Here is a 17747-nt window from a genome sequence, read left to right as displayed (position 1 = left end):
GTCGTGCTCAGCAGGGTCACCGGTCTGTCCCGACACTTCACCGAGGACAGCCTGCGCGACTATCTCCTGCGTCGTTCGGTCCGGCGGGACGACGGCTGCCTGATCATCCGCGGCTACGGCACCCGACGCGGCACCTACCAAAAGGTCGCGGGCAGGGCCTGGGCGCACATCGTGGCGTACGCCGTCTTCGTCGGCGGGTACGACCCCGACCTGGAGGTCGACCACCTCTGCCCGACGAAGGACTGCGTGGAGCCCACCCACCTACGACAGGTCAGCCACGCCGAGAACTGCCGCTCCAGGACGCAGGGGTCGACCTGCCGCAACGGGCACGACCGCGAGATCGACGAGTCGACGGGCCGTTATCGCCGGACGTGTCGCGCCTGCAACCGGGACAGCCAGCGCCGGTGGCGCGAGCGCCAGGCCGCCGAGGTGGCGCAGGCCCGTTCGGCGTACGTCCCGGGACAGAGGCCCTAGGAGGCGGAGGCGCTCGGGGTGACCTGGTCGCCGGCCGGCGCGCAGACCGTCCACGTGCCCTTCTCCTTGCGGAAGTAGAGGGTGTTCGGGTCCTGCCCCGGCCGGGCGACAGTCCCCTGCGCGGTGTCCCCGGTGACGACGACGTCCGCAAGCGTCACCGGCGCCGCGGTGACGGACGTGTCGGCGGCCCCGTCGAACGACGGGTCGTACCCCTCGCCGTCCTTGACCTCTTCGGCCTCCTCCGCACACATGAGGCTGAGAACGCGTACCTGATCAGCGCGCTCCACGGCGAGGGCGAAATCGGCGGTGAGGCGGGTCAGCCGGGTCTCGTCGGTGTCCGGCGGGGTTCCGGCGCCGCCGGATCTTCCGAACGCCATCCACGCCACGGCGCCTGCCACCACCACCAGCAGGAGAACGGCCGCGGCCACGATGAGCTTGTGCCGTGGGTGAGCGCCCGCGGGCGGTGCAGGCGCCGGGCTGTCGGACGGAATCGGCGGCTGGGTCATCGCTTCACCTCGATCAACTTGTCGACATGCACCGATACGATGCCGTCATTGTGCAAGCCCGGTGCACGCGGGGGTGAGAAGGATGGACCCGAGGAGAAGCCGACAGTTGAGCCGCGCGGCGGCAGTGCTGGTTGCGGTCCTGCTGGCGCTCGTGACGACGGCAGCGCCAGTACAGGCGGACCCGAAGTCGTTCTGCATGCCGCAGGTGCAGCGCGTGTTGGCGGTGCGGGCGGAGATCGAGGCTCACAACGCCCGGCCGCACGTCTTCCAGTTGCCTCGGCAGCAGGCCGCTCTCAGCGCGTACAACGCCAACAAGATTCGGCTCGATGCGGCGCAGACCGCGGCCCGCGCGGCCGCGCTCAACTGCCTGGAGGCGATGCAGAAGCTCGCCGCCGAGGAACCCGGCGGGCCCACCCTGAGGACGCCGACACCGGACAGGGTCAAGAAGATCGGCGACGCCGTCAAGAATCTGCCGCCCGGTTGGAAGATGCCGAACCGGCCCGGGCGCGACCAGAGCTGGCCGGGGCCGGACAAGGTGAAGGATCCGAAGGGACGGGCGCTGTACGACGCCCTGCGTCGGGACAACCCGGGCAACATCGGTGCCGTCAAACTCCGCGGCGAGCAGCGCCCCAGGGTCGGTGACCCGGATCCGGCCTACCCCGGTGCGACGATCAAGGCGAACCCGAGGGGCGGCGGCCCCTGGGTGGCCGCCGATCACATCATTCCGCTCACCGAGATCATGCGCCTGCCGGGGTTCCTGAGGCTCAACCCGAGGAACATGTACGCCGTGACCCAGGCCCCGGTCAACTACCAGTGGCTGTCCTGGTCGGCGAACAGCGCCAAGCAGGCCCGCAGCGTGAGGTGGGTGAAGGGCGCCGACAAGACCTGGCGCAACGACCAGGTCGCGCTGCAGAACGAGGTCCGCACCCTGCTCATAGATATGATCAGGAAGCTGCTGGCCAGCCAGTGACCACGGAAGGAGCAGCGGTGGACGACGAGGCCGTCATCGCGACCCTGCGACCGTGGGCGGATCACCCGGTGACCCTGCTGGAGCCGGGCGTGGTTCCGCCGGGCGAGGGCGTGCTGCCGGCGGCGTGGTTGCCGATCACGCAGGCCACCGACGCCGCCACCCGCCGCGCCGCAGCCCTCGCACTCTGGCCCGGCGACGTGCTCGCCGTGCTCCCCCGCTTCGCCGGCGCGCTCCGCGACAGTCTCGCCGACGTGCGGGTGTGCCTGCTCGACGGCGCACCCGCCCTGGTCTATGTCTTTCCCGGCGCCTACGAGCCGCTGATCACCTGGGTCGGGCACGACCCCCGCTCCTTCGGCGCGGAGCCGCGGTTCTGGGAGCACTTCCCGGACACCCTGCGGGTGTTCCTGCGTGAGGTGCACGCCGGATTCACCTCGCGCGGTCCGGAGGAGTTCGGCGTGATGCGCCCGAGCTGGATGGTGACGCTCGCGGACATGGCCGGGACGCCCGAGGGCGTCGAAGACTGGGACGAGGTGCAGGAGATCGCGTCGGCCCGGCTGCTGGTCGTCGGCCGCGAGGGTGAGCAGATGCTCTACTGTGTCTCCCCCGACACCGACCCCGGCCAGCTCATCGAGGTCTACGAGGGCGACGTCGACCCGGGGCCGTTCCCCACCGTCTTCGACGAACTGCTGGCGCTGCGTTTCGAGGTCAACTGACTCCAGACGCATCAATTGCCTTGTAGGCAAAGTTGCCTTCAAGGCAATTACTCGGGTACCGTCGTGTCATGCCGGAGGAACAACGATCAGGCCTGCGCGAACGCAAGAAGCTCGACACCCGCAAGGCGCTGAGTGACGCCGCCCTGGAGCTGATGTTCGAGCGCGGTCTGGACAACTTCGTCCGGGAGGACGTCGCGGCGCGCGCCGGAGTGTCCCTGCGGACGTTCAGCAACTACTTCGCCAGCAAGTACGACGCCCTGGCATACCGGGTGAACTACCGGATCCGCCGCAGCGCCGAGCTGCTGCGCGGCCGTCCGGCGGAGGAACCGCTGTGGACGGCGATCGCCGAGGCCCTGATCGAGCCGCTGCGCGACGACGGTGTCCCGTTCGGGCGGCCCACCGACGAGCAGATCCTCGAGGTGCGCAAGCTCAACGCGACACCGGAGATGCAGGTCGCGCTGGCCCGCAACACTGTCGACGACCTGGTGGAGGCGATCGCCGAGCGCACCGGCACCGACCCGAAGGCCGACCTCTACCCGCGGCTGGCCGCCAACGTCACAGTGGGCGCGCTCAACGCCGTCCTGCACCGCTACGTGCAGACCGACGCGTCGGTGGCGATGTCGTCGGCGCTGCGCGAGGTGTTCGCCGACATCGCCCAGGGACTGCCGCCACCGTCCGACAGGTAATCGATCTCCTTTTCTTCTTCGTGCAGCGGGCGTCGCCGAGCGCCCGGGATCCATCGCGTCCACATGCGGTTCCGCAAGGAGGGCCAGGCACCGTGTCCGACACGACCACCACAGCGCCGCCACAGTGGGCGGGCGAACAACCCCGCTTCGTCAAGCTCGGGATCGCCGGCGCGTTGTCCGGCATGTTCCTCGGCATGATGGACAGCTACATCGTCGCCACCGCGGTGCCGAGCATCGTCGGCGATCTGGGCGGCCTCACGTCGATGACCTGGATCGTCACGTCGTACGCGCTGGCGATCGCGGCCTCCACACAGGTCTGGGGAAAGCTCAGCGACCTCTACCACCGCAAGACCATGTTCCTGCTGTCGGTGGCGGTCTTCCTGGCCGGCTCCATGCTGTGCGGTTTGGCCCAGAGCATGGGTGCGCTGATCGCGTTCCGGGCGTTGCAGGGCGTCGGCGCGGGCGGGCTGCTGGTCGGCGCGATGGCTATGGTGCAGACGCTGCTGCCGCCAAAGGAGTCCACCCGGGTCTCCAGCTGGACCGGGCTGCTGCTGGGCGTGGCGCTGATCGCCGGCCCGCTCGTCGGCGGCGTTCTCACCAGCTCACTGAGCTGGCGCTGGATCTTCTACGTCAACGCCCCGATCGGGCTGCTCTGCCTGCTCGGCACGGTCATCGGGGTCACCGTGCCGATGCGGCCGAAGGAAACCCGGGTGCGCGTCGACTACCTGGGCATCGTGCTGCTGACCTCGGCGGTCGTCTGCCTGACCCTGGTGACGGGCTGGGCGGGCACCACCTATCGGTGGGGGTCCGGGGTGATCCTCGGCCTCTGCGCGGTGGTGGTGGTCGCCACGGCCGCGTTCGTCCACGTCGAGCGCCGGGCGCCCGAGCCGCTGGTGCCGTTCCGGATGTTCCGCACCCGCAACTTCGCCCTCGCCCAGGTCCTCGGGTTCGCGTTCAACGTCACGATGGTCGCGACCGTCACGTTCCTGCCGCAGTACTTCCAGAACGCCCGCGGCGTCGACCCGGCCAGGAGCGGTTTCCTGCTGATCCCGATGATGGCCGGGATGGTGGTGGTGATGAACCGCAGCTCCGCCTACATCCGCCGGACCGGGCGCTACCGGATCCTCCCGATCATCGGTGGAGCCGGAGTCGTGGCCGGCATGCTGCTGGTGCTCCTGCTCGGGCCGGACACCAACCCCGTGCTCGCCTCCCTGGTCGGGATCCCACTCGGCATCGGCCTCGGCTGCCTCATCCAGAACACCATCCTGATCATCCGGATGAGCGTCGAGCCCCGCGACATCGGCGCCGCCATGGGCATGGGCTCCCTGACCCGAACGATGGGCAGCGGTATCGGGGCGGCACTCTTCGGCGCGCTCTACCTCGGCGCCCTGACCCGCACCCTGACCGACAAGCTGGGCTCGGTCGGCCCGCTGCCGTCCGGCGGCACCGGGCTGAACCGGGAACAGGTCGGCGCGCTGGCCCCGGCGGTGCGCGCGGCCTGGTCGGCGGCCGTGACCCACGGCCTGCACATCGTCGCGATCGGCGCCGCGGTCGCTGGCGCGGTCGCGTTGCTGTCCGCGTACTTCATCCGCGAGGTACCGCTCGTCGACAACCGCCCCGACGTACGGCGGCCACCGTCCTGACATCCCGCGACCGAAGTGCCGACGTGCGGGTCGGCTCGATCTCACTCATCTCGATCCTCGTCGGCCGATGTCGACCCTTGCGAGGACAGGTCGCGTCACATCCTGGTTGTCGATGACGACCTCCGCGCGTTCGTGCGGCGCGCAGGCGGCGAAGTACAGCCGCTGACCGCCGACGTAGCGGCCGACGCTGGGATGGTCGGGATCCGGGTGCGAGCCGTCGCGTTGGGCCATCCGTGCCACGGTGACCGCGAACGGCGCGTCCAGGAAGACGGAGAAGTCCCAGAACTCCACCACCTCGTCACGGTGCAGGAACAACCCGTCGACGATGAGTACCGTGCCAGGCGCCGCCGTGCGCCACGCAGGATGGAGCACCTCGTCGGTCCGAAGGTCATGGGCAGCGGGGCGGTAACGGCGGGAGCCCCCGAGGCCGAACGGCTCCAGCACGTTGTGGACGAGGGCTTCGTAGTCGTAACTGTCGAGCCAGAACCCTTCCGGCGAATCCCGGCCCCGGCGGTGCCGCACCGCACGGCGGTGATGAAAGTCGTCCGCCGACACGTGCACGACATGACGTCCCCGCCCGCTCAGCACCGCGGCCAGCTCGCCGGCGAACGTCGACTTACCCACCCCGTCGACCCCGTCAACGGCCACCCGTACGCACCGCGGCGCGAGGAACGTCGGAACCAGGTCAGCGACATCGTCGAGCAGTTGGCGCCGCACGACACTCACGCCGGCGTCAGGGGTGCAGTGGAGTGCGGCGGGGAATCACCCTGCGATACGCGATGCGCCATCCAGCCGTTTCCCGGCGTACGACGTCCTCGTAGACGACGCTGCCTACGCTGCCGGTGGCGGAGACCCCGATTCCCTTCGAACGCACCCGGACTGTGCCGTCCAGATCCTCGGTTACGCAGATGTTCGTGACGTGATGGCCGACAGGGTTCGCGTCGCCCACCGCCAGGCTGGCTTCGCGGATCGCCTCGTAGCCGCGCAGCTCGCCGAGCCCGAACGCGGAGACGTCGTAGACGATGTCGGCGCAGAACAGCTCGTCCATCCGGTCGAACTCGCCGCTGTCCATCAGATGACCATGCAACGAGACCAGCTCATGCACGGCGAGCCTGTCCTCAACCGACAGCGCCACCAGCGGCTCCCTCAACCCGGAACACGGACAACATCGGGGGTACGTCGCCAACCCACCGACGTCGATCTTCTCATCAGGACGGATGGGCCGCCCATCAGGCAGGTGGTCCGGCTTCTCAGTTGAGCGGGAAGGTGTCAGCTACAGCGGGACCGCCGATACACCAGCGTAAACCCTTACGCACAAGAACTGTCATTATGATGCATGTGCGATATGCCCCTTTCGTGGTAGGTATTTAACGGATAATCATTACCGGTAATCCGGTAATCAGCTCGTACGTCGGCGCGGCTGGCTCGCGTTCGTGGCGGGTCAGCTCTCGGAGGCTGACGCGCTCCACCACGGGACCTTCAAGGAGATCAGCGGATCACGCATAGCCGCACGCCTTCACTGAGCCCCCGGCCAAGCCCTCCGGCGGCGCCCGGTCACCTCCGGGGCCGAGGGGGACTTCTCGTGGTCAGCTCTCAGCACGCTTCCACTGGACCGGGGTGGGGTCGTGGTGAACCGATCGCGATAGGCGCTGGGGGTCAGTCCGGTGTGGCGGCGGATCTGGGTGCGCAGGTTGGCGCTGGTGCCCAGACCGCTGGCGCGGGCGACGGTGTCCAGGCGCGGTTCACCTGCTTCGAGCAGACGGCAGGCCAGATTGATGCGTTCGCTTGTCAGCCAGGCCAGCGGGGTGGTGCCCAGCTCGGCGTGGAAGCGGCGGTGCAAGGTGGCCGGGCTGACGGCGGCGCGGGTGGCCAGGTCCGTCACGCTCAGGGGTTGGTGCAGCCGTCCTCGGGCCCAGTCGAGCAGCGGTGCCAGAGACGTGTCGAGTACGGCCGGCAGTGGCTGGGGGATGAACTGGCGTTGCCCGCCGTCGCGGTGCGCGGCGAACACCAGCCGGCGGCTGACCGTGTTGGCGACCTCGGCGCCGTGGTCGCGGCGGATCAGGTGGAGTCCGAGGTCGAGGGCGGCGGCGCTGCCGGCGGCGGTGAGGACGTCGCCGTCGTCGACGAACAACACGTCGGGACGCAGCAGCACGCGGGGGTGGCGGGCCGCGAACAGTTCGCTCCAGCGCCAGTGGGTGGTGGCGCGGCGGCCGTCGAGCACGCCGGCGGCGGCGAGGGTGAACGTGCCGGTGCAGAAGCTGACGAGCCGCGCACCGCGGGCGGCAGCGCGTCGCACGACCTCGACGACGGCGGGCGCGGGCGGGATGTGCGGGTCGGGTCGGTTCGGCACGATGAGGGTGTCAGCAGACTCGGCGGCGTGCAGCCCGGGTACTCCGGTAAGGGTGAACAGCCCGGCGTGCAACACCGTGTCCGGGGTGGCGGCGCACAGCGTGAAGTCGTACCAGCGGCGGTCGATCTCCGGGCGGCGCAGGCCGAACAGTTCGGTGGCCACGCCCAGCTCGAACGGGTTCGACCCGTCGTCGACGAGCATCACCACCCGGTGCGCGCCGCCACCAGGCTGCGAGGATTGTTGCGGCACACGCGATTTCTAGCACTCACGCTGGACTGACGGCATCGGCCACGATGAGAGCCATGATCAGTGAACCGGTCGAGCTGTCCACCGCACTGGCCACCTTCGAGGCGCTGTGGAGCCCACGCATCGTGACGCGGGTCAACGACTATGACGTACGCGTCGCGAAGGTCGCTGGCGAGCACGTGTGGCACCGCCACGACGACACCGACGAGTTCTTCCTCGTCCTCTCCGGGCAGTTCAGCATCGCCCTGCGCCCGACGGGCGAGCAGGAACGCACAGTGGTGCTGCCGCAGGGATCGGTGTTCGTCGTGCCGCGTGGCACCGACCACAAGCCCTTCTCCGCGGACGGCGCCGCGATCCTGATGTTCGAACGCACCGGCACCCTCAGCGTCGGCGACCACCATGACCCCGTTCCCGACCACGTCGACGCCACGACCGGGCATGACCTGCGGTGATCCCACCGGATTTCGGCTGCGCCAGACACGAACCCGACGGCGTTACCGGCTCGGCCACCCGTCCCGAGTTGAGGCGCCGGCCGCAACGGAGCGAATCGACGGACGCCGCTGCGCTGCGCTCGGTCAACGGCTCTGGGTGAACCCGCGGGCGGCGTCGTCCAGGTGGGCGAGGAACCGGGTCACCGCGGGTGGCCTGGCCCGTCCCGCGCTGGTCGCGGCGAAGATGCGCCGAACCGACTCGTCCTCAGGATGCAGGCGTAGCAGGACGATGTCGGCCGGCGTGCCACGCACGGCCAGGGCGGGCACGAGCGCGACGCCGAGCCCGGCCGCGACGCAACCGAGCTTGCCGATCCACTCCGCGGCGACGATGTCTATCCGCGGTTGGAAACCGCTCGGCAGGCTGGCACGCAGCAGGGTGTCTTCGGCGTTCGCGGAGCCCACGATGAACGCGTCGTCGGCCAGGTCCGCTAGTCGCACCATGCGTCGGCGGGCCAGCCGGTGCTCCTGCGGCACCGCCACGAGCAGCTGTTCGTCGAGAAGATGATGCAAGTCGACATGAACGGTGTCGGTAGGTCCCGTCGGTGACGAACTGACCACCACCACGTCGGCGTCCCCCGAGGCGAGGCGTTCCAGCAGCTCGGGTGTCAGTCCCTCGATCAGTGACAGCGCCACGTCGGGGTGCGCGGCGCGAAACGATGCCATCGCCCGGGGCACGAGTGCCGCGACGGCTGTGGGGAACGCGCCGACACGTAGCCGGCCACTGCCGAGGCGGTGCAGATCGTCGAGATCTCGCCGGGCGGCGGCGAGCCGATCCAGGATCGCCTCCGCGTGCGGCAACAGGATGCGCCCTTGCTCGGTGAGCGCCACGCCGCGCGGCAGCCGGTCGAACACCCGGACCCCGAACTGCGCCTCCAGTGCCGCGATCTGCCGCGAGACCGACGACTGAGTGAACTGCAGATGGTGGGCGGCGGCGGTGATCGAGCCGTGACGCGCGACCGTCCGGAACACCTCCAGCAGCAGGGTCTCCACCCTGACATCGTAATTGTGCATGGCACCCATGCCGGACATTCGTTGGTCGCATGTCCCCCCGATCTTTACCGTGGTGGCCGTGACGAGCATCGCGATCCTGGGAACAGGGCACATGGGCACGGCAATCACACGGCGACTGGTGGCGACCGGTCACCACGTCACGGTCTGGAATCGCAGCCCGGCGCACGCCGCACCGCTGGCCGCGCTCGGCGTCGAGATCGCGGCGACGCCTGCCGCGGCCGTGGCCGGGGCTGACCTGGTGGTGACGATGCTTACCGACGCCGCAGCGGTGGAAGCCACGCTGTTCGGCACCGGACCCGGCGACACCGACTCGGCGGTGACGGCCATGGCACCGGGGGTCGCGGTCGTGCAGATGTCGACGATCGGGCCTGACGAGGTACGCGGCATCGCCGCCCGCCTGCCTCGGACGCTGTCGTTGCTCGACGCGCCCGTCGGCGGCAGCGTGGGCGCGGCCGAGACGGGCAGCCTCACCATCTTCGCCGCCGGTTCACCCGCCGACCTGGATCTCGCCGAACCCGTGCTGCGCCACCTCGGCAGGATCCGCCGCTGCGGCCCCGTCGGCGCTGGTGCGGCCCTGAAGCTCGTGGTCAACACGGCGCTTGTCACCGCGCTCGGCGCGCTGCACGACACCCTCGCCGTCGCCGACGCGGTCGGCGTCGACGCGACGACCGCGCTCGACGCCCTCGCGGCAGGGCCGCTGAGCGGAGCGATCCAGCGGGCGACCGCGACTGGTGCGTCGTTCGCGATCTCCCTGGCCGCCAAGGACACGCGGCTCGCCCTGCGCGAGGTGCAGACCGCCCCCGTCGCGGCCGCCGCCCTGCACCTGCTCGACTCCGCCACCAACCCCACGGCGGACATCGCGTCGCTCATCAACGTGGAGACCAGATGAACCTGAGCCTGGACAACCCACAGACAGTCGCCGCACCGTTCGGCGACCGGTTCGCCCACGTCGCTCGCCTGGACCTCGACGGCGGCGCCCTGCTCATGCTCGCTGGGCAGGTCGCCGTGGACGACGCCGGCGAGGTCGTCGCACCAGGCGACGCCGCCGCTCAGGCAGAACGCATCTTCGAGATCATCCACGGGCTCCTGGCGGCGCACGGGGCCACCTTCGCCGACGTGCTGCACATCCGTACCTTCATGACCAGCCTGCAGGACCTGCCCGCCTACGCGGCGGTACGCCGAGGCCTGTTCCCCGCACACCCGGCCACCAACCCGCCAGCCAGCACCACCGTGGAGGTCAACCGACTGTTCCTACCCGGAGCGGTACTGGAGGTGGAAGTCACCGCGGCGGTCCGATCCTGACAGACCCCACGTTCGGGGCCACACAGGGAGGCGGTCCCGGCCATCGTGGACTGCGCCGAGTAGTTCGTGCGCTGCGCCTTACCAATCGCGCCGCGTGCGCCTGGTTCAGGCGGTCAGGGTTGGAGCCAGCGATCGAACCAGGCGCGGGTTCGGCGCAGGACGTCGAGCTGGTGGTGACGTTCACGGATCGCGTGACCCTCTCTCGGGTAGATCACGAACTCGTGCTCGACGTCGAAGTGACGCAACGCCCGGTGCAGGTACACGGCCTGCCCCAGGGGAACGTTGGTGTCCTCGGCGCCGTGCAGGATGAGCACCGGAGTGCGGATGTGGCTGGCGAAGGAGATCGGGCTGATCGCGTCATGCGGGTGTGGGCCGATGCCGGACCAGCCGGTGCTGCCGCCGAGCGCGGCTTCGAACTGGCCGTTCTCCCCGGTCGCCGCGAGCATGCCCCAGTCGATGACGCCGGCGCCGACAAGCGCGGCACGGAAGCGATCGGTCTGCCCGACGGCCCAGGCGGACATGAACCCGCCGTGGCTCCAGCCAGCGATGCCCAGCCGGTCGGGATCGGCGATGCCGTCGGCGACGAGCAGGTCGATGCCGCTGAGGATGTCGGTCCACTCCTCCTGTCCGACCCGGCCGGCGACACTGGCGGCGAACTGGTGGCCGTGGCCCTGACCGCCGCGCGGGTTGGGCAGCAACACCGCGTATCCGGCGGCGGCCAGCCACTGCGCGCTGGGGAACCAGAACAACTGGCAACGATCGGCGTAGCGCTCATATGGGCCGCCATGCACGATCGTGACCAGCGGGAACGGGCCTTCCGACGCGTTTCGTCCGACCGGCAGCACGAGCAGGCCGTCCAGGTCGAGGCCGTCGGCGGCCCGGTAGGCCAGCGGTCGTTGCGTGCCGAGGGCGATGCCGTCCAGTTCCGGGCGGGAGTTGGTGATTCTGCGTAGCGGCCCGGCCGGCGGCCCGACGTGAACATTCGGGGGTTGATAGCGGGTGCCGGTCAGGACGGCCATCTGGTCGCCGGTGGGGGTGGTGGTGAGATTGTCGAGGCGTCCGGGGTGATGCGACAGGGCGGTGAGGTCGGTGGGATCGAGCCGGGCCAGGGTCGTGTTCAGTCCGTCGGCGAACACCACAAGCGGTGCGGCGTCGGTCTGGCAGAGTTCGGTGGGGCACATCGGGAGACCAGCGGTGCGGTTGCGCAGGACGCGGCTCTCCACGGCCAGGTCGAACACCGCGGTGCCGGCCTGCAGAACCGGTGGGGTGAGCGCGAGGTAACCGAGGTGCCAGCCGTCCTCGCCCCGCCACCAGGCCAGCGATCGCGCGTCGACCCCGACCGGTCCGAGATTCTCCACATTCCCGGTCCCGACGTCGAACAGGTGCAGTTGGCCGGTACGCGGACCGTGGTCGTTGTCGGCGCTGGCCCAGGTGAGCACGGCGACCGGGCCGCCGTCGGGCCGTTGCCGCAGTTCCACGACGTGCCGGTCACCGAACACCGTCGGGGTGGCGATCCGGCCGGTGCGCAGGTCGAGCAGGCGCAGCCGGGCCCGCGGTTCGCGCTCGCCGACGACAATGGCGTCGTCGCGGTCCCGGGCACGGCGCGCATCCCGCTCGGTGGGTTCGTCCTCGGCGAGCAGGGCGACCAGGTTGGGGTCGGTGAGCGGCAGGTGGTCGAGGACGCCGACACGCCAGTGGGTCAACGCGGTGATCGTGCCGTCGGCGAGGGTGAGCCCGTGCAGCTGTGGGACACCGCGATCGGCGCGGTCGGACAGGAAGAACAGCGTCTGCGAGTCGGCCGACCAGCGTGGACGGGACTCGGTCGCGGTGTCACCTGTCGCCCTGCGCGACGCGACGGCGCCGTCGGGGTCGACGAGCCACAGTTCGGTGTCGAGGTGGTCACCGGTCCGGCTGAGGGGCGTCAGGACGTGGCAGAGCAGGCGCCCGTTCGGGGCGAGCACAGGGGACCGCGGATCACGACCATCGACCACGTGCTCGGCGCTCAGACCTGTCACGCGGGCAGTCTGCCAGCATCAGCGGGACGGAGGAGCGGACCGGGGCTCGTACGCCTGCCCGGTCCGCTCCCCCGGCGTCAGTGGGTGGGCTCGCCGAACCAGCGGGAGAGGTGGTCGTCCAGGTCCCGCTGGTCGTCGCCGATCCAGGCGACGTGGCCGTCGGGGCGTACCAGGACGCCCGGGACGTCCAGTGCCGCCGTGGGATCCGCGAGGTGGTCGACCCGATCCGACCAGCCGCCGACGGTCAGGCGCTCGGTGCGGTCCAGCAGCAGGCCGCGTCCGCGATGCAGCAGGCCGTAGAGGCGGCCCTGTCGCACGTCGACGTCGCGCAGGCGGCTGCCGAGCAGGTCGGGGCCCCCGCCCAGGTCGTAGCGGATGCTGGTCCCGGCGATCTTCTCGATCAGATGGCGGTTCACCTCGTCGACGTCCATCAGTTCGGCGAACAGCCGGCGCAGCGCCCGCGCGCCCGACTCGTCGGACAGCAGTACGGTCTGGGCGCGGGTGTTGTCCAGCACGTCGGCGGCGACCGGATGACGTTCGGCCTGGTAGGTGTCCAGCAGGGTCTCCGGCGCCCAGCCGCGGACCTGCGCGGCCAGTTTCCAGCCGAGGTTGAACGCGTCCTGCACACCCAGGTTGAGGCCCTGCCCGCCGATGGGTGGATGGATGTGCGCCGCGTCGCCGGCCAGCAGCACCCGCCCGACCCGATAGCGTTCCGCCAGCCGGGTGGCGTCTCCGAAGCGGGACATCCAGCGCGGGGAGTGCACGCCGAAGTCGGTTCCGGCGACGGCCCGCAACCGCTGCCGGAAATCATCGAGGGTGGGCGGTTCCGCGCGGTCGCTGACTCCCGCCGCCGGGACCACGACGCTGTAGACGCCACTGCCGAACGGCCGCATCCAGAAGGCGTGCGGGGTCTCGCGGATCTCGGCCACCCGGGCGGCGATCTCCTCGGCCGGCACACCCGCTTCCATCTCGCCCATCAGCGTCTGCCTGCGCGTGGGCTCGCCGGGGAAGCCGACGCCGAGGAGCTTGCGTACCGTGCTGCGCCCGCCGTCACAGCCGACGAGGTAACGCGCCCGCAGCCGTTCCCCGTCGGCCAGCTCGACGGTCACCCCCTCCTCGTCCTGCTCGACGCCGACGACCGCGCAACCGCGGCGAACCTGCGCGCCCCGCTCGATCGCATGGTCTTCGAGCAGGCGGACGATGACCGGCTGCGGGATGCCCAGCAGATAGGCGTACGCGGAGTCCAGGCCCGTGGGCGCGGGTTTGGCGATGGCGGCGAAGAATCCGGCCGCCGGACGTCGCCGACCGTGCGGGAGGATGCGATCCAGCAGCCCACGCATCGCCAGGAGCTCGAGGCTGCGGATGTGCAGGCCGACGATCCGGACGAACGAGACGGGCTCGGTCTCCCTCTCCAGCACGAGGACCCGTACGTCGTGTAACCGCAGTTCGGCGGCCAGCATCGCGCCGGTCGGCCCGCAGCCGGCGATGATCACGTCGAACGCGGGGTGCCTGCCGGAGATGCCGGTGGCCGGGGACGGGAGTTCGGCGACGTCGTTCGACGGCTGCGCGGTGGTGTGTCGTGGAGAGTGCACAGGTGTTGCCCTTCGGGAGTGCCACTGTGGCGAGGCGCTCCCGGCGACACCTACGTCAGTCGCCCGGCCGTGACGGCAGGGGGGAGCACCCACTTCGATACGACGGTCATGGGTCTCACCTCCTCGGGCGGTGTCACGGTCAGCAGGACGCTACAAGCCCGCTCAGCCACCCGTCCACTGCTTATTCGCCCCGGTGCGGGGAGTGGGTCAACGACCGGTGCAGCCATTCGCCCATCAGCGTGCGTTCGGCGTCGGTGAGCCCGGGGAGTTCGGGAAGGACAGTCGTGAAGGTCACCGTCACCGCGTTCGTGGCCGTGTCGGGTGCCGCCGGAGCGTCCGCGACGATGCCGCTGAGCACGGCGTCGAACATGGCGTCGGCCAGACCGCTGTCGCGCTCGTCGTCGGGGGTTCCCAGCAGGGCGAGAATGGTTCCGTTGCCCGCGGCGTGGATCATCATGAGCGCCCGCTGCTCGTCGACGCGCAGCAGACCGGCCGTGGCGAGCCGCCGCACCCGGGCACGCAGCACCTCGATCCCCGCGAGCGTCGCCGGTGAGGGCCTGCCGCGCCCACGCGTGGCCATGAGCGCGTACAGCTCGGGGTTCGCCAGGCCGAACCCGATGTGCGTGCGCCATCCGGAGCGCAGGTCCGCGATGGGGTCGTCCGTCGCCTCGTGCGCGTTTGCCGACTTGTCGCTGACGTAGGCGGCCATGACGTGTTCGGCGACGGCGTCGATGAGGCCGTCCTTGTCACCGAACAGCCGGTAGATGGTCGGCGCCTGCACGCTGGCCGCCTGGGCGACGGCGCGCGTGGTGACCGCGTCCGCCCCGCTCTCGCGCAGCACCCGTGCGGCGGCCGCGATGATGCCGGCCCGGACGTCGTCCCGGGATGCCGATTCCTGCGCCCCCACCATGAACCAATGCTAACAGCATCTTGTTATCTTCGTATTATCGCTGCTAACGTATCAGCGATATCGCTGCTAACGAGGGAGTTCTTCGTGATCGTCGTAACCGGCGCCACCGGCCAGCTCGGATCCCTGATCGTCGACCGGCTGCTCGAGCGGGTCCCCGCCAGCGGCGTGGCCGTGAGTGTGCGCGACATCGACAAGGCCGCCAGCCTTGCCCACCGTGGCGTGCGCGTCCGCACCGGCGACTTCACCGACGCCGCCACGCTGGCGCACGCCTTCGAGGGCGCCGAGAAGATCCTCATCGTCTCCGCCGCCATCCGCGGCCCCGGCGCGGTCGTCGCCAACCGCGCCGCCATCGACGCCGCCCACGCCGCCGGGGCCAAGCGCATCCTCTACACCAGCCACCAGGCCGCCTCCCGGCACTCGCTGTTCCCCGCCCAGCTCACGCACGCCGAGACCGAGGAGCACCTGGCCGCGCTGGGCGTCCCCTTCACCGCCCTGCGCAACGGCTTCTACGCGAGCACGCTCAGCTACTCCATCGGCGCGGCGCTCGAGACCGGCCAGCTCGTCGCGCCCGCGGACGGCCCCGTGTCGTGGACCGCACACGCCGACCTGGCCGAGGCGGCAGCGATCGCCCTGACCGACGACGGCGTCCTCGACGGCATCACGCCCGCCCTGACCGCATCCGAGGCCCTCGACATCGAGGCGGTGGCCGCCCTGCTGACCGACATCACGGGCCGCGGCATCCGACGCGTCGTCGTCGCCGACGAAGAGTGGCGGGCGGGCGCCATCGAAGGAGGCATGCCGGCCGCGGCCGCCGACTTCACCCTCGGCCTCTACCGCGCGGCGCGACGGGGAGAGTTCGACGTCACCGACCCGACCCTGGAGGGCCTCCTCGGTCACCCCCCGACGTCCGCCCGCTCGGTGCTCGAGGCCATCGTCGCCCGCCGGTGACGCACCCTGACGGCGAGATCCCCGTCCCGGACCAGTGTCGAGGCAGCGCGGCCTCGGTGACGGCGCCGGATCCGGATCCGGATCCGGACGTCGAGTGGCGGCCGGCGGGGGCGCGGCCGGCGGGGGCGCGCACCCGCCACGGCCGTTTGACCCTCGACCGGGTCGAGGCCCGAGCATCTGCGCCATGAACGACCAACCGACACCCGACCCGACCATGACCCGCATCGGCGAGGCGGTGCGGCTCGGCCGATCGGGGCAGAAGGTCCAAGCCCGCACCGCCCTCACCGCCCTGTGGGACGAGATCGGCGCCGACGGCGACGCCTTCCACCGCTGCACCCTCGCCCACTACCTCGCCGACCTACAGGACACTGTCGACGCGGAGCTGCGGTGGGACGAGCGCGCTCTGGCCGCCGTGTCCGACCTGACCGACGATCGCGCCCAGCGGTACCTGGCCTCGCTCCAGGTCCAGGCGTTCCTGCCGTCGCTGCACCTCAACCTGGCCGACTGTCACAGGCGCCTGGGCAACGCCGCCCAGGCCCGCACGCACCTGGCCGACGTCCGCCAGCACCTGGCGCACCTGCCGGACGACGCGTACGGCGAGGCCATCCGCGCCGCCGTACGCGACTTCGCCGCCGACGACCCGACCGACTCTCGGCCCTAGTGGGTCACTGAGAGGGGCGGCTGCCGGACGGCGATCTCGGTTGCTCCGCCCGAGCGGCGGTGCGAGGGTCGAGCGATGTCAACGGTGACCGGCGCCGACCTGCGGGAGGCGGCCGACGAGACGACCCGGGTGCTGCACCCGCATCGCGAGCGTGACTGGTCGGTGCCCGCCGGCACGCTGACGTGGAGCTGTTGGACCACCGCCGCGCACATCGCGCACGACCTGCTCGCGTACGCGGGGCAGGTCAGTGGCCTTCCGCGGGACGGCTACCTGCCGTACGACCTGCGGGTCTCCCCCACCGCGAGTCCGGCGCAGGCCCTCACCGTGGTGCGGGCCTGCGCCGGGCTGCTCGCCGTCGCGGTCGACGCGGCCGCGCCGGACGCGCGGGCCTGGCACTTCGGGCCCTGCGACCCGGCCGGGTTCGCGGCGATGGGGGTGGCCGAGACGCTGCTGCACACCCACGACATCACCCTCGGCCTCGGTGTGCCGTGGCAGCCACCGGATCGGTTGTGCGCGCTGGTGCTGCGGCGACTCTTCCCGGACGCCCCCTCCGGCCCCGCGCCCGACGTGCTGCTGTGGATGACCGGTCGCGGCGAGTTGCCGGGCCGGGAGCGGCGCACGTCCTGGCATTGGCGCGCCGCGGTCGACTGACCGCTAGGCGGCGGCGCGGGAGTGCCGGTGACCGTCGAGCGGAAAGGGCGGCCGGGCCGGCAGCACCTCCTGGAAGACGTAACCGCTCTTCTGCGCCACCCGGCAGGACGCCACATTGTCCACCTGGTGCAGCAGGTCGAGCCGGGTCAGTCCGGGAAACCGGTCGAACGCCCACTCGCTGAGCGCGGTGACAGCCCGTGGGGCGACCCCTCGACCGCGCGCCCATGCCGCCGTCCAGTAGCCCACCTCGGCTACCGGCTGCCCGGGCGCGACACCCTTGAGCGCCACGTTCGCCACCAGCCGCGGGCCGTCCACGTCGTCCTCGACGACGGCGAGGCTGTATCGGCGGCCGTCGTCCCAGTCCTGTCGCGCTTGGTCCAGCCATCGCCGGCCCTCGGCGGCGTCGGTCACCGGGACGCGGGTCCAGCGGCGCAGCACCGGATCCCGGTACGCGGCCAGCAGCGCGTCCAGGTCGTCCCCGCACCACTGGCGCAGGACGAGTCCGGGGGCGATCTCCGACGTCCGTGCCACGATCAACATCCGTACAGTGTGCCGTCGCGGTAGCCCGACGAGGTGCC

Annotated in this window: 20 protein-coding genes; 11 read left to right on the top strand and 9 right to left on the bottom strand. The window is 70.9% G+C overall.

The genetic code is table 11. From position 1 onward, the window contains the following. Positions 1–3 precede the first annotated feature (3 nt). Complete coding sequence (locus tag ACLQ26_RS24310) at positions 4–474, top strand: HNH endonuclease (protein WP_425746627.1); 471 nt, start codon at positions 4–6, stop codon at positions 472–474. On the opposite strand, the gene ACLQ26_RS24305 is transcribed toward ACLQ26_RS24310, so the two are convergent. Beyond that, a complete protein-coding gene (locus tag ACLQ26_RS24305) occupies positions 471–980 on the bottom strand; it encodes a hypothetical protein (protein WP_425746626.1) in 510 nt (169 codons plus the stop codon). The genes ACLQ26_RS24310 and ACLQ26_RS24305 overlap by 4 nt on opposite strands. An 82-nt stretch (positions 981–1062) precedes the next feature. Here ACLQ26_RS24305 and ACLQ26_RS24300 point away from each other — a divergent pair, with 82 nt between their 5' ends. From ACLQ26_RS24300 to ACLQ26_RS24285, 4 genes are all read left to right on the top strand, one after another. Next, positions 1063–1950 (top strand): hypothetical protein, encoded by an 888-nt coding sequence (locus ACLQ26_RS24300; RefSeq protein WP_425746625.1) that lies wholly within the window; start codon positions 1063–1065, stop codon positions 1948–1950. Positions 1951–1967: 17 nt separating this feature from the next. Next, positions 1968–2663, top strand: a complete 696-nt coding sequence (locus ACLQ26_RS24295) for a hypothetical protein (protein WP_425746624.1) — start codon at positions 1968–1970, stop codon at positions 2661–2663. A 68-nt stretch (positions 2664–2731) separates the two neighbouring features. Next, entirely contained in the window at positions 2732–3349 is a 618-nt protein-coding gene (locus ACLQ26_RS24290; protein ID WP_425746623.1) for a TetR/AcrR family transcriptional regulator, read from the top strand. 92 nt (positions 3350–3441) lie between these two features. Next, entirely contained in the window at positions 3442–4992 is a 1551-nt protein-coding gene (locus ACLQ26_RS24285; RefSeq protein ID WP_425746622.1) for an MFS transporter, read from the top strand. A gap of 45 nt (positions 4993–5037) precedes the next feature. Here the strand turns inward: ACLQ26_RS24285 and ACLQ26_RS24280 are convergent, their stop codons facing one another. The 3 genes from ACLQ26_RS24280 to ACLQ26_RS24270 form a co-directional block, all read right to left on the bottom strand. Beyond that, positions 5038–5718, bottom strand: a complete 681-nt coding sequence (locus ACLQ26_RS24280) for a uridine kinase (protein WP_425746621.1) — start codon at positions 5716–5718, stop codon at positions 5038–5040. Positions 5719–5725: 7 nt separating this feature from the next. Next, positions 5726–6127 (bottom strand): nuclear transport factor 2 family protein, encoded by a 402-nt coding sequence (locus ACLQ26_RS24275; RefSeq protein ID WP_425746620.1) that lies wholly within the window; start codon positions 6125–6127, stop codon positions 5726–5728. Positions 6128–6508: 381 nt separating this feature from the next. Then, positions 6509–7591, bottom strand: coding sequence for a helix-turn-helix domain-containing protein (locus ACLQ26_RS24270; protein ID WP_425746619.1), 1083 nt, complete (start codon positions 7589–7591; stop codon positions 6509–6511). A 53-nt stretch (positions 7592–7644) separates the two neighbouring features. On the opposite strand from ACLQ26_RS24270, the gene ACLQ26_RS24265 reads away from it, so the two are divergent. After that, on the top strand, positions 7645–8040 hold the full coding sequence (locus ACLQ26_RS24265) for a cupin domain-containing protein (RefSeq protein WP_425746618.1): 396 nt from the start codon (positions 7645–7647) through the stop codon (positions 8038–8040). Between the two features lie 123 nt (positions 8041–8163). On the opposite strand, the gene ACLQ26_RS24260 is transcribed toward ACLQ26_RS24265, so the two are convergent. Beyond that, positions 8164–9159, bottom strand: coding sequence for a LysR family transcriptional regulator (locus tag ACLQ26_RS24260; RefSeq protein ID WP_425746617.1), 996 nt, complete (start codon positions 9157–9159; stop codon positions 8164–8166). Here ACLQ26_RS24260 and ACLQ26_RS24255 point away from each other — a divergent pair. Together ACLQ26_RS24255 and ACLQ26_RS24250 are read left to right on the top strand one after the other, a co-directional pair. Beyond that, complete coding sequence (locus tag ACLQ26_RS24255) at positions 9149–9979, top strand: NAD(P)-dependent oxidoreductase (protein ID WP_425746616.1); 831 nt, start codon at positions 9149–9151, stop codon at positions 9977–9979. The two genes, ACLQ26_RS24260 and ACLQ26_RS24255, sit on opposite strands and share 11 nt — an antisense overlap. After that, positions 9976–10392, top strand: coding sequence for a RidA family protein (locus ACLQ26_RS24250; protein WP_425746615.1), 417 nt, complete (start codon positions 9976–9978; stop codon positions 10390–10392). Before ACLQ26_RS24255 ends, ACLQ26_RS24250 begins: the two co-directional genes overlap by 4 nt. Before the next feature lie 113 nt (positions 10393–10505). On the opposite strand, the gene ACLQ26_RS24245 is transcribed toward ACLQ26_RS24250, so the two are convergent. The 3 genes from ACLQ26_RS24245 to ACLQ26_RS24235 form a co-directional block, all read right to left on the bottom strand. Continuing rightward, a complete protein-coding gene (locus ACLQ26_RS24245; RefSeq protein WP_425746614.1) occupies positions 10506–12407 on the bottom strand; it encodes a S9 family peptidase in 1902 nt (633 codons plus the stop codon). 77 nt (positions 12408–12484) lie between these two features. Further along, entirely contained in the window at positions 12485–13927 is a 1443-nt protein-coding gene (gene rox / locus ACLQ26_RS24240; RefSeq protein WP_425746696.1) for a rifampin monooxygenase, read from the bottom strand. Positions 13928–14180: 253 nt separating this feature from the next. Continuing rightward, on the bottom strand, positions 14181–14909 hold the full coding sequence (locus ACLQ26_RS24235) for a TetR/AcrR family transcriptional regulator (protein ID WP_425746613.1): 729 nt from the start codon (positions 14907–14909) through the stop codon (positions 14181–14183). 84 nt (positions 14910–14993) lie between these two features. On the opposite strand from ACLQ26_RS24235, the gene ACLQ26_RS24230 reads away from it, so the two are divergent. The 3 genes from ACLQ26_RS24230 (at position 14994) to ACLQ26_RS24220 (ending at position 17169) form a co-directional block, all read left to right on the top strand. Beyond that, on the top strand, positions 14994–15857 hold the full coding sequence (locus ACLQ26_RS24230; protein WP_425746612.1) for an NmrA family NAD(P)-binding protein: 864 nt from the start codon (positions 14994–14996) through the stop codon (positions 15855–15857). Between the two features lie 184 nt (positions 15858–16041). Then, positions 16042–16518, top strand: a complete 477-nt coding sequence (locus tag ACLQ26_RS24225) for a hypothetical protein (protein WP_425746611.1) — start codon at positions 16042–16044, stop codon at positions 16516–16518. 75 nt (positions 16519–16593) lie between these two features. Further along, positions 16594–17169 carry a maleylpyruvate isomerase N-terminal domain-containing protein gene (locus tag ACLQ26_RS24220; protein ID WP_425746610.1) on the top strand — a complete coding sequence of 192 codons (576 nt, stop codon included), beginning with the start codon at positions 16594–16596 and terminating at the stop codon, positions 17167–17169. A gap of 3 nt (positions 17170–17172) precedes the next feature. Here the strand turns inward: ACLQ26_RS24220 and ACLQ26_RS24215 are convergent, their stop codons facing one another. Then, complete coding sequence (locus ACLQ26_RS24215; protein ID WP_425746609.1) at positions 17173–17709, bottom strand: GNAT family N-acetyltransferase; 537 nt, start codon at positions 17707–17709, stop codon at positions 17173–17175. Positions 17710–17747: the final 38 nt, after the last annotated feature.

The organism is Micromonospora sp. DT43 (assembly GCF_049841645.1).
Lineage (GTDB): Bacteria > Actinomycetota > Actinomycetes > Mycobacteriales > Micromonosporaceae > Micromonospora.
Note: the sequence above shows the minus strand (reverse complement) of the source record. Positions and strands in the feature narration are given on the sequence as shown.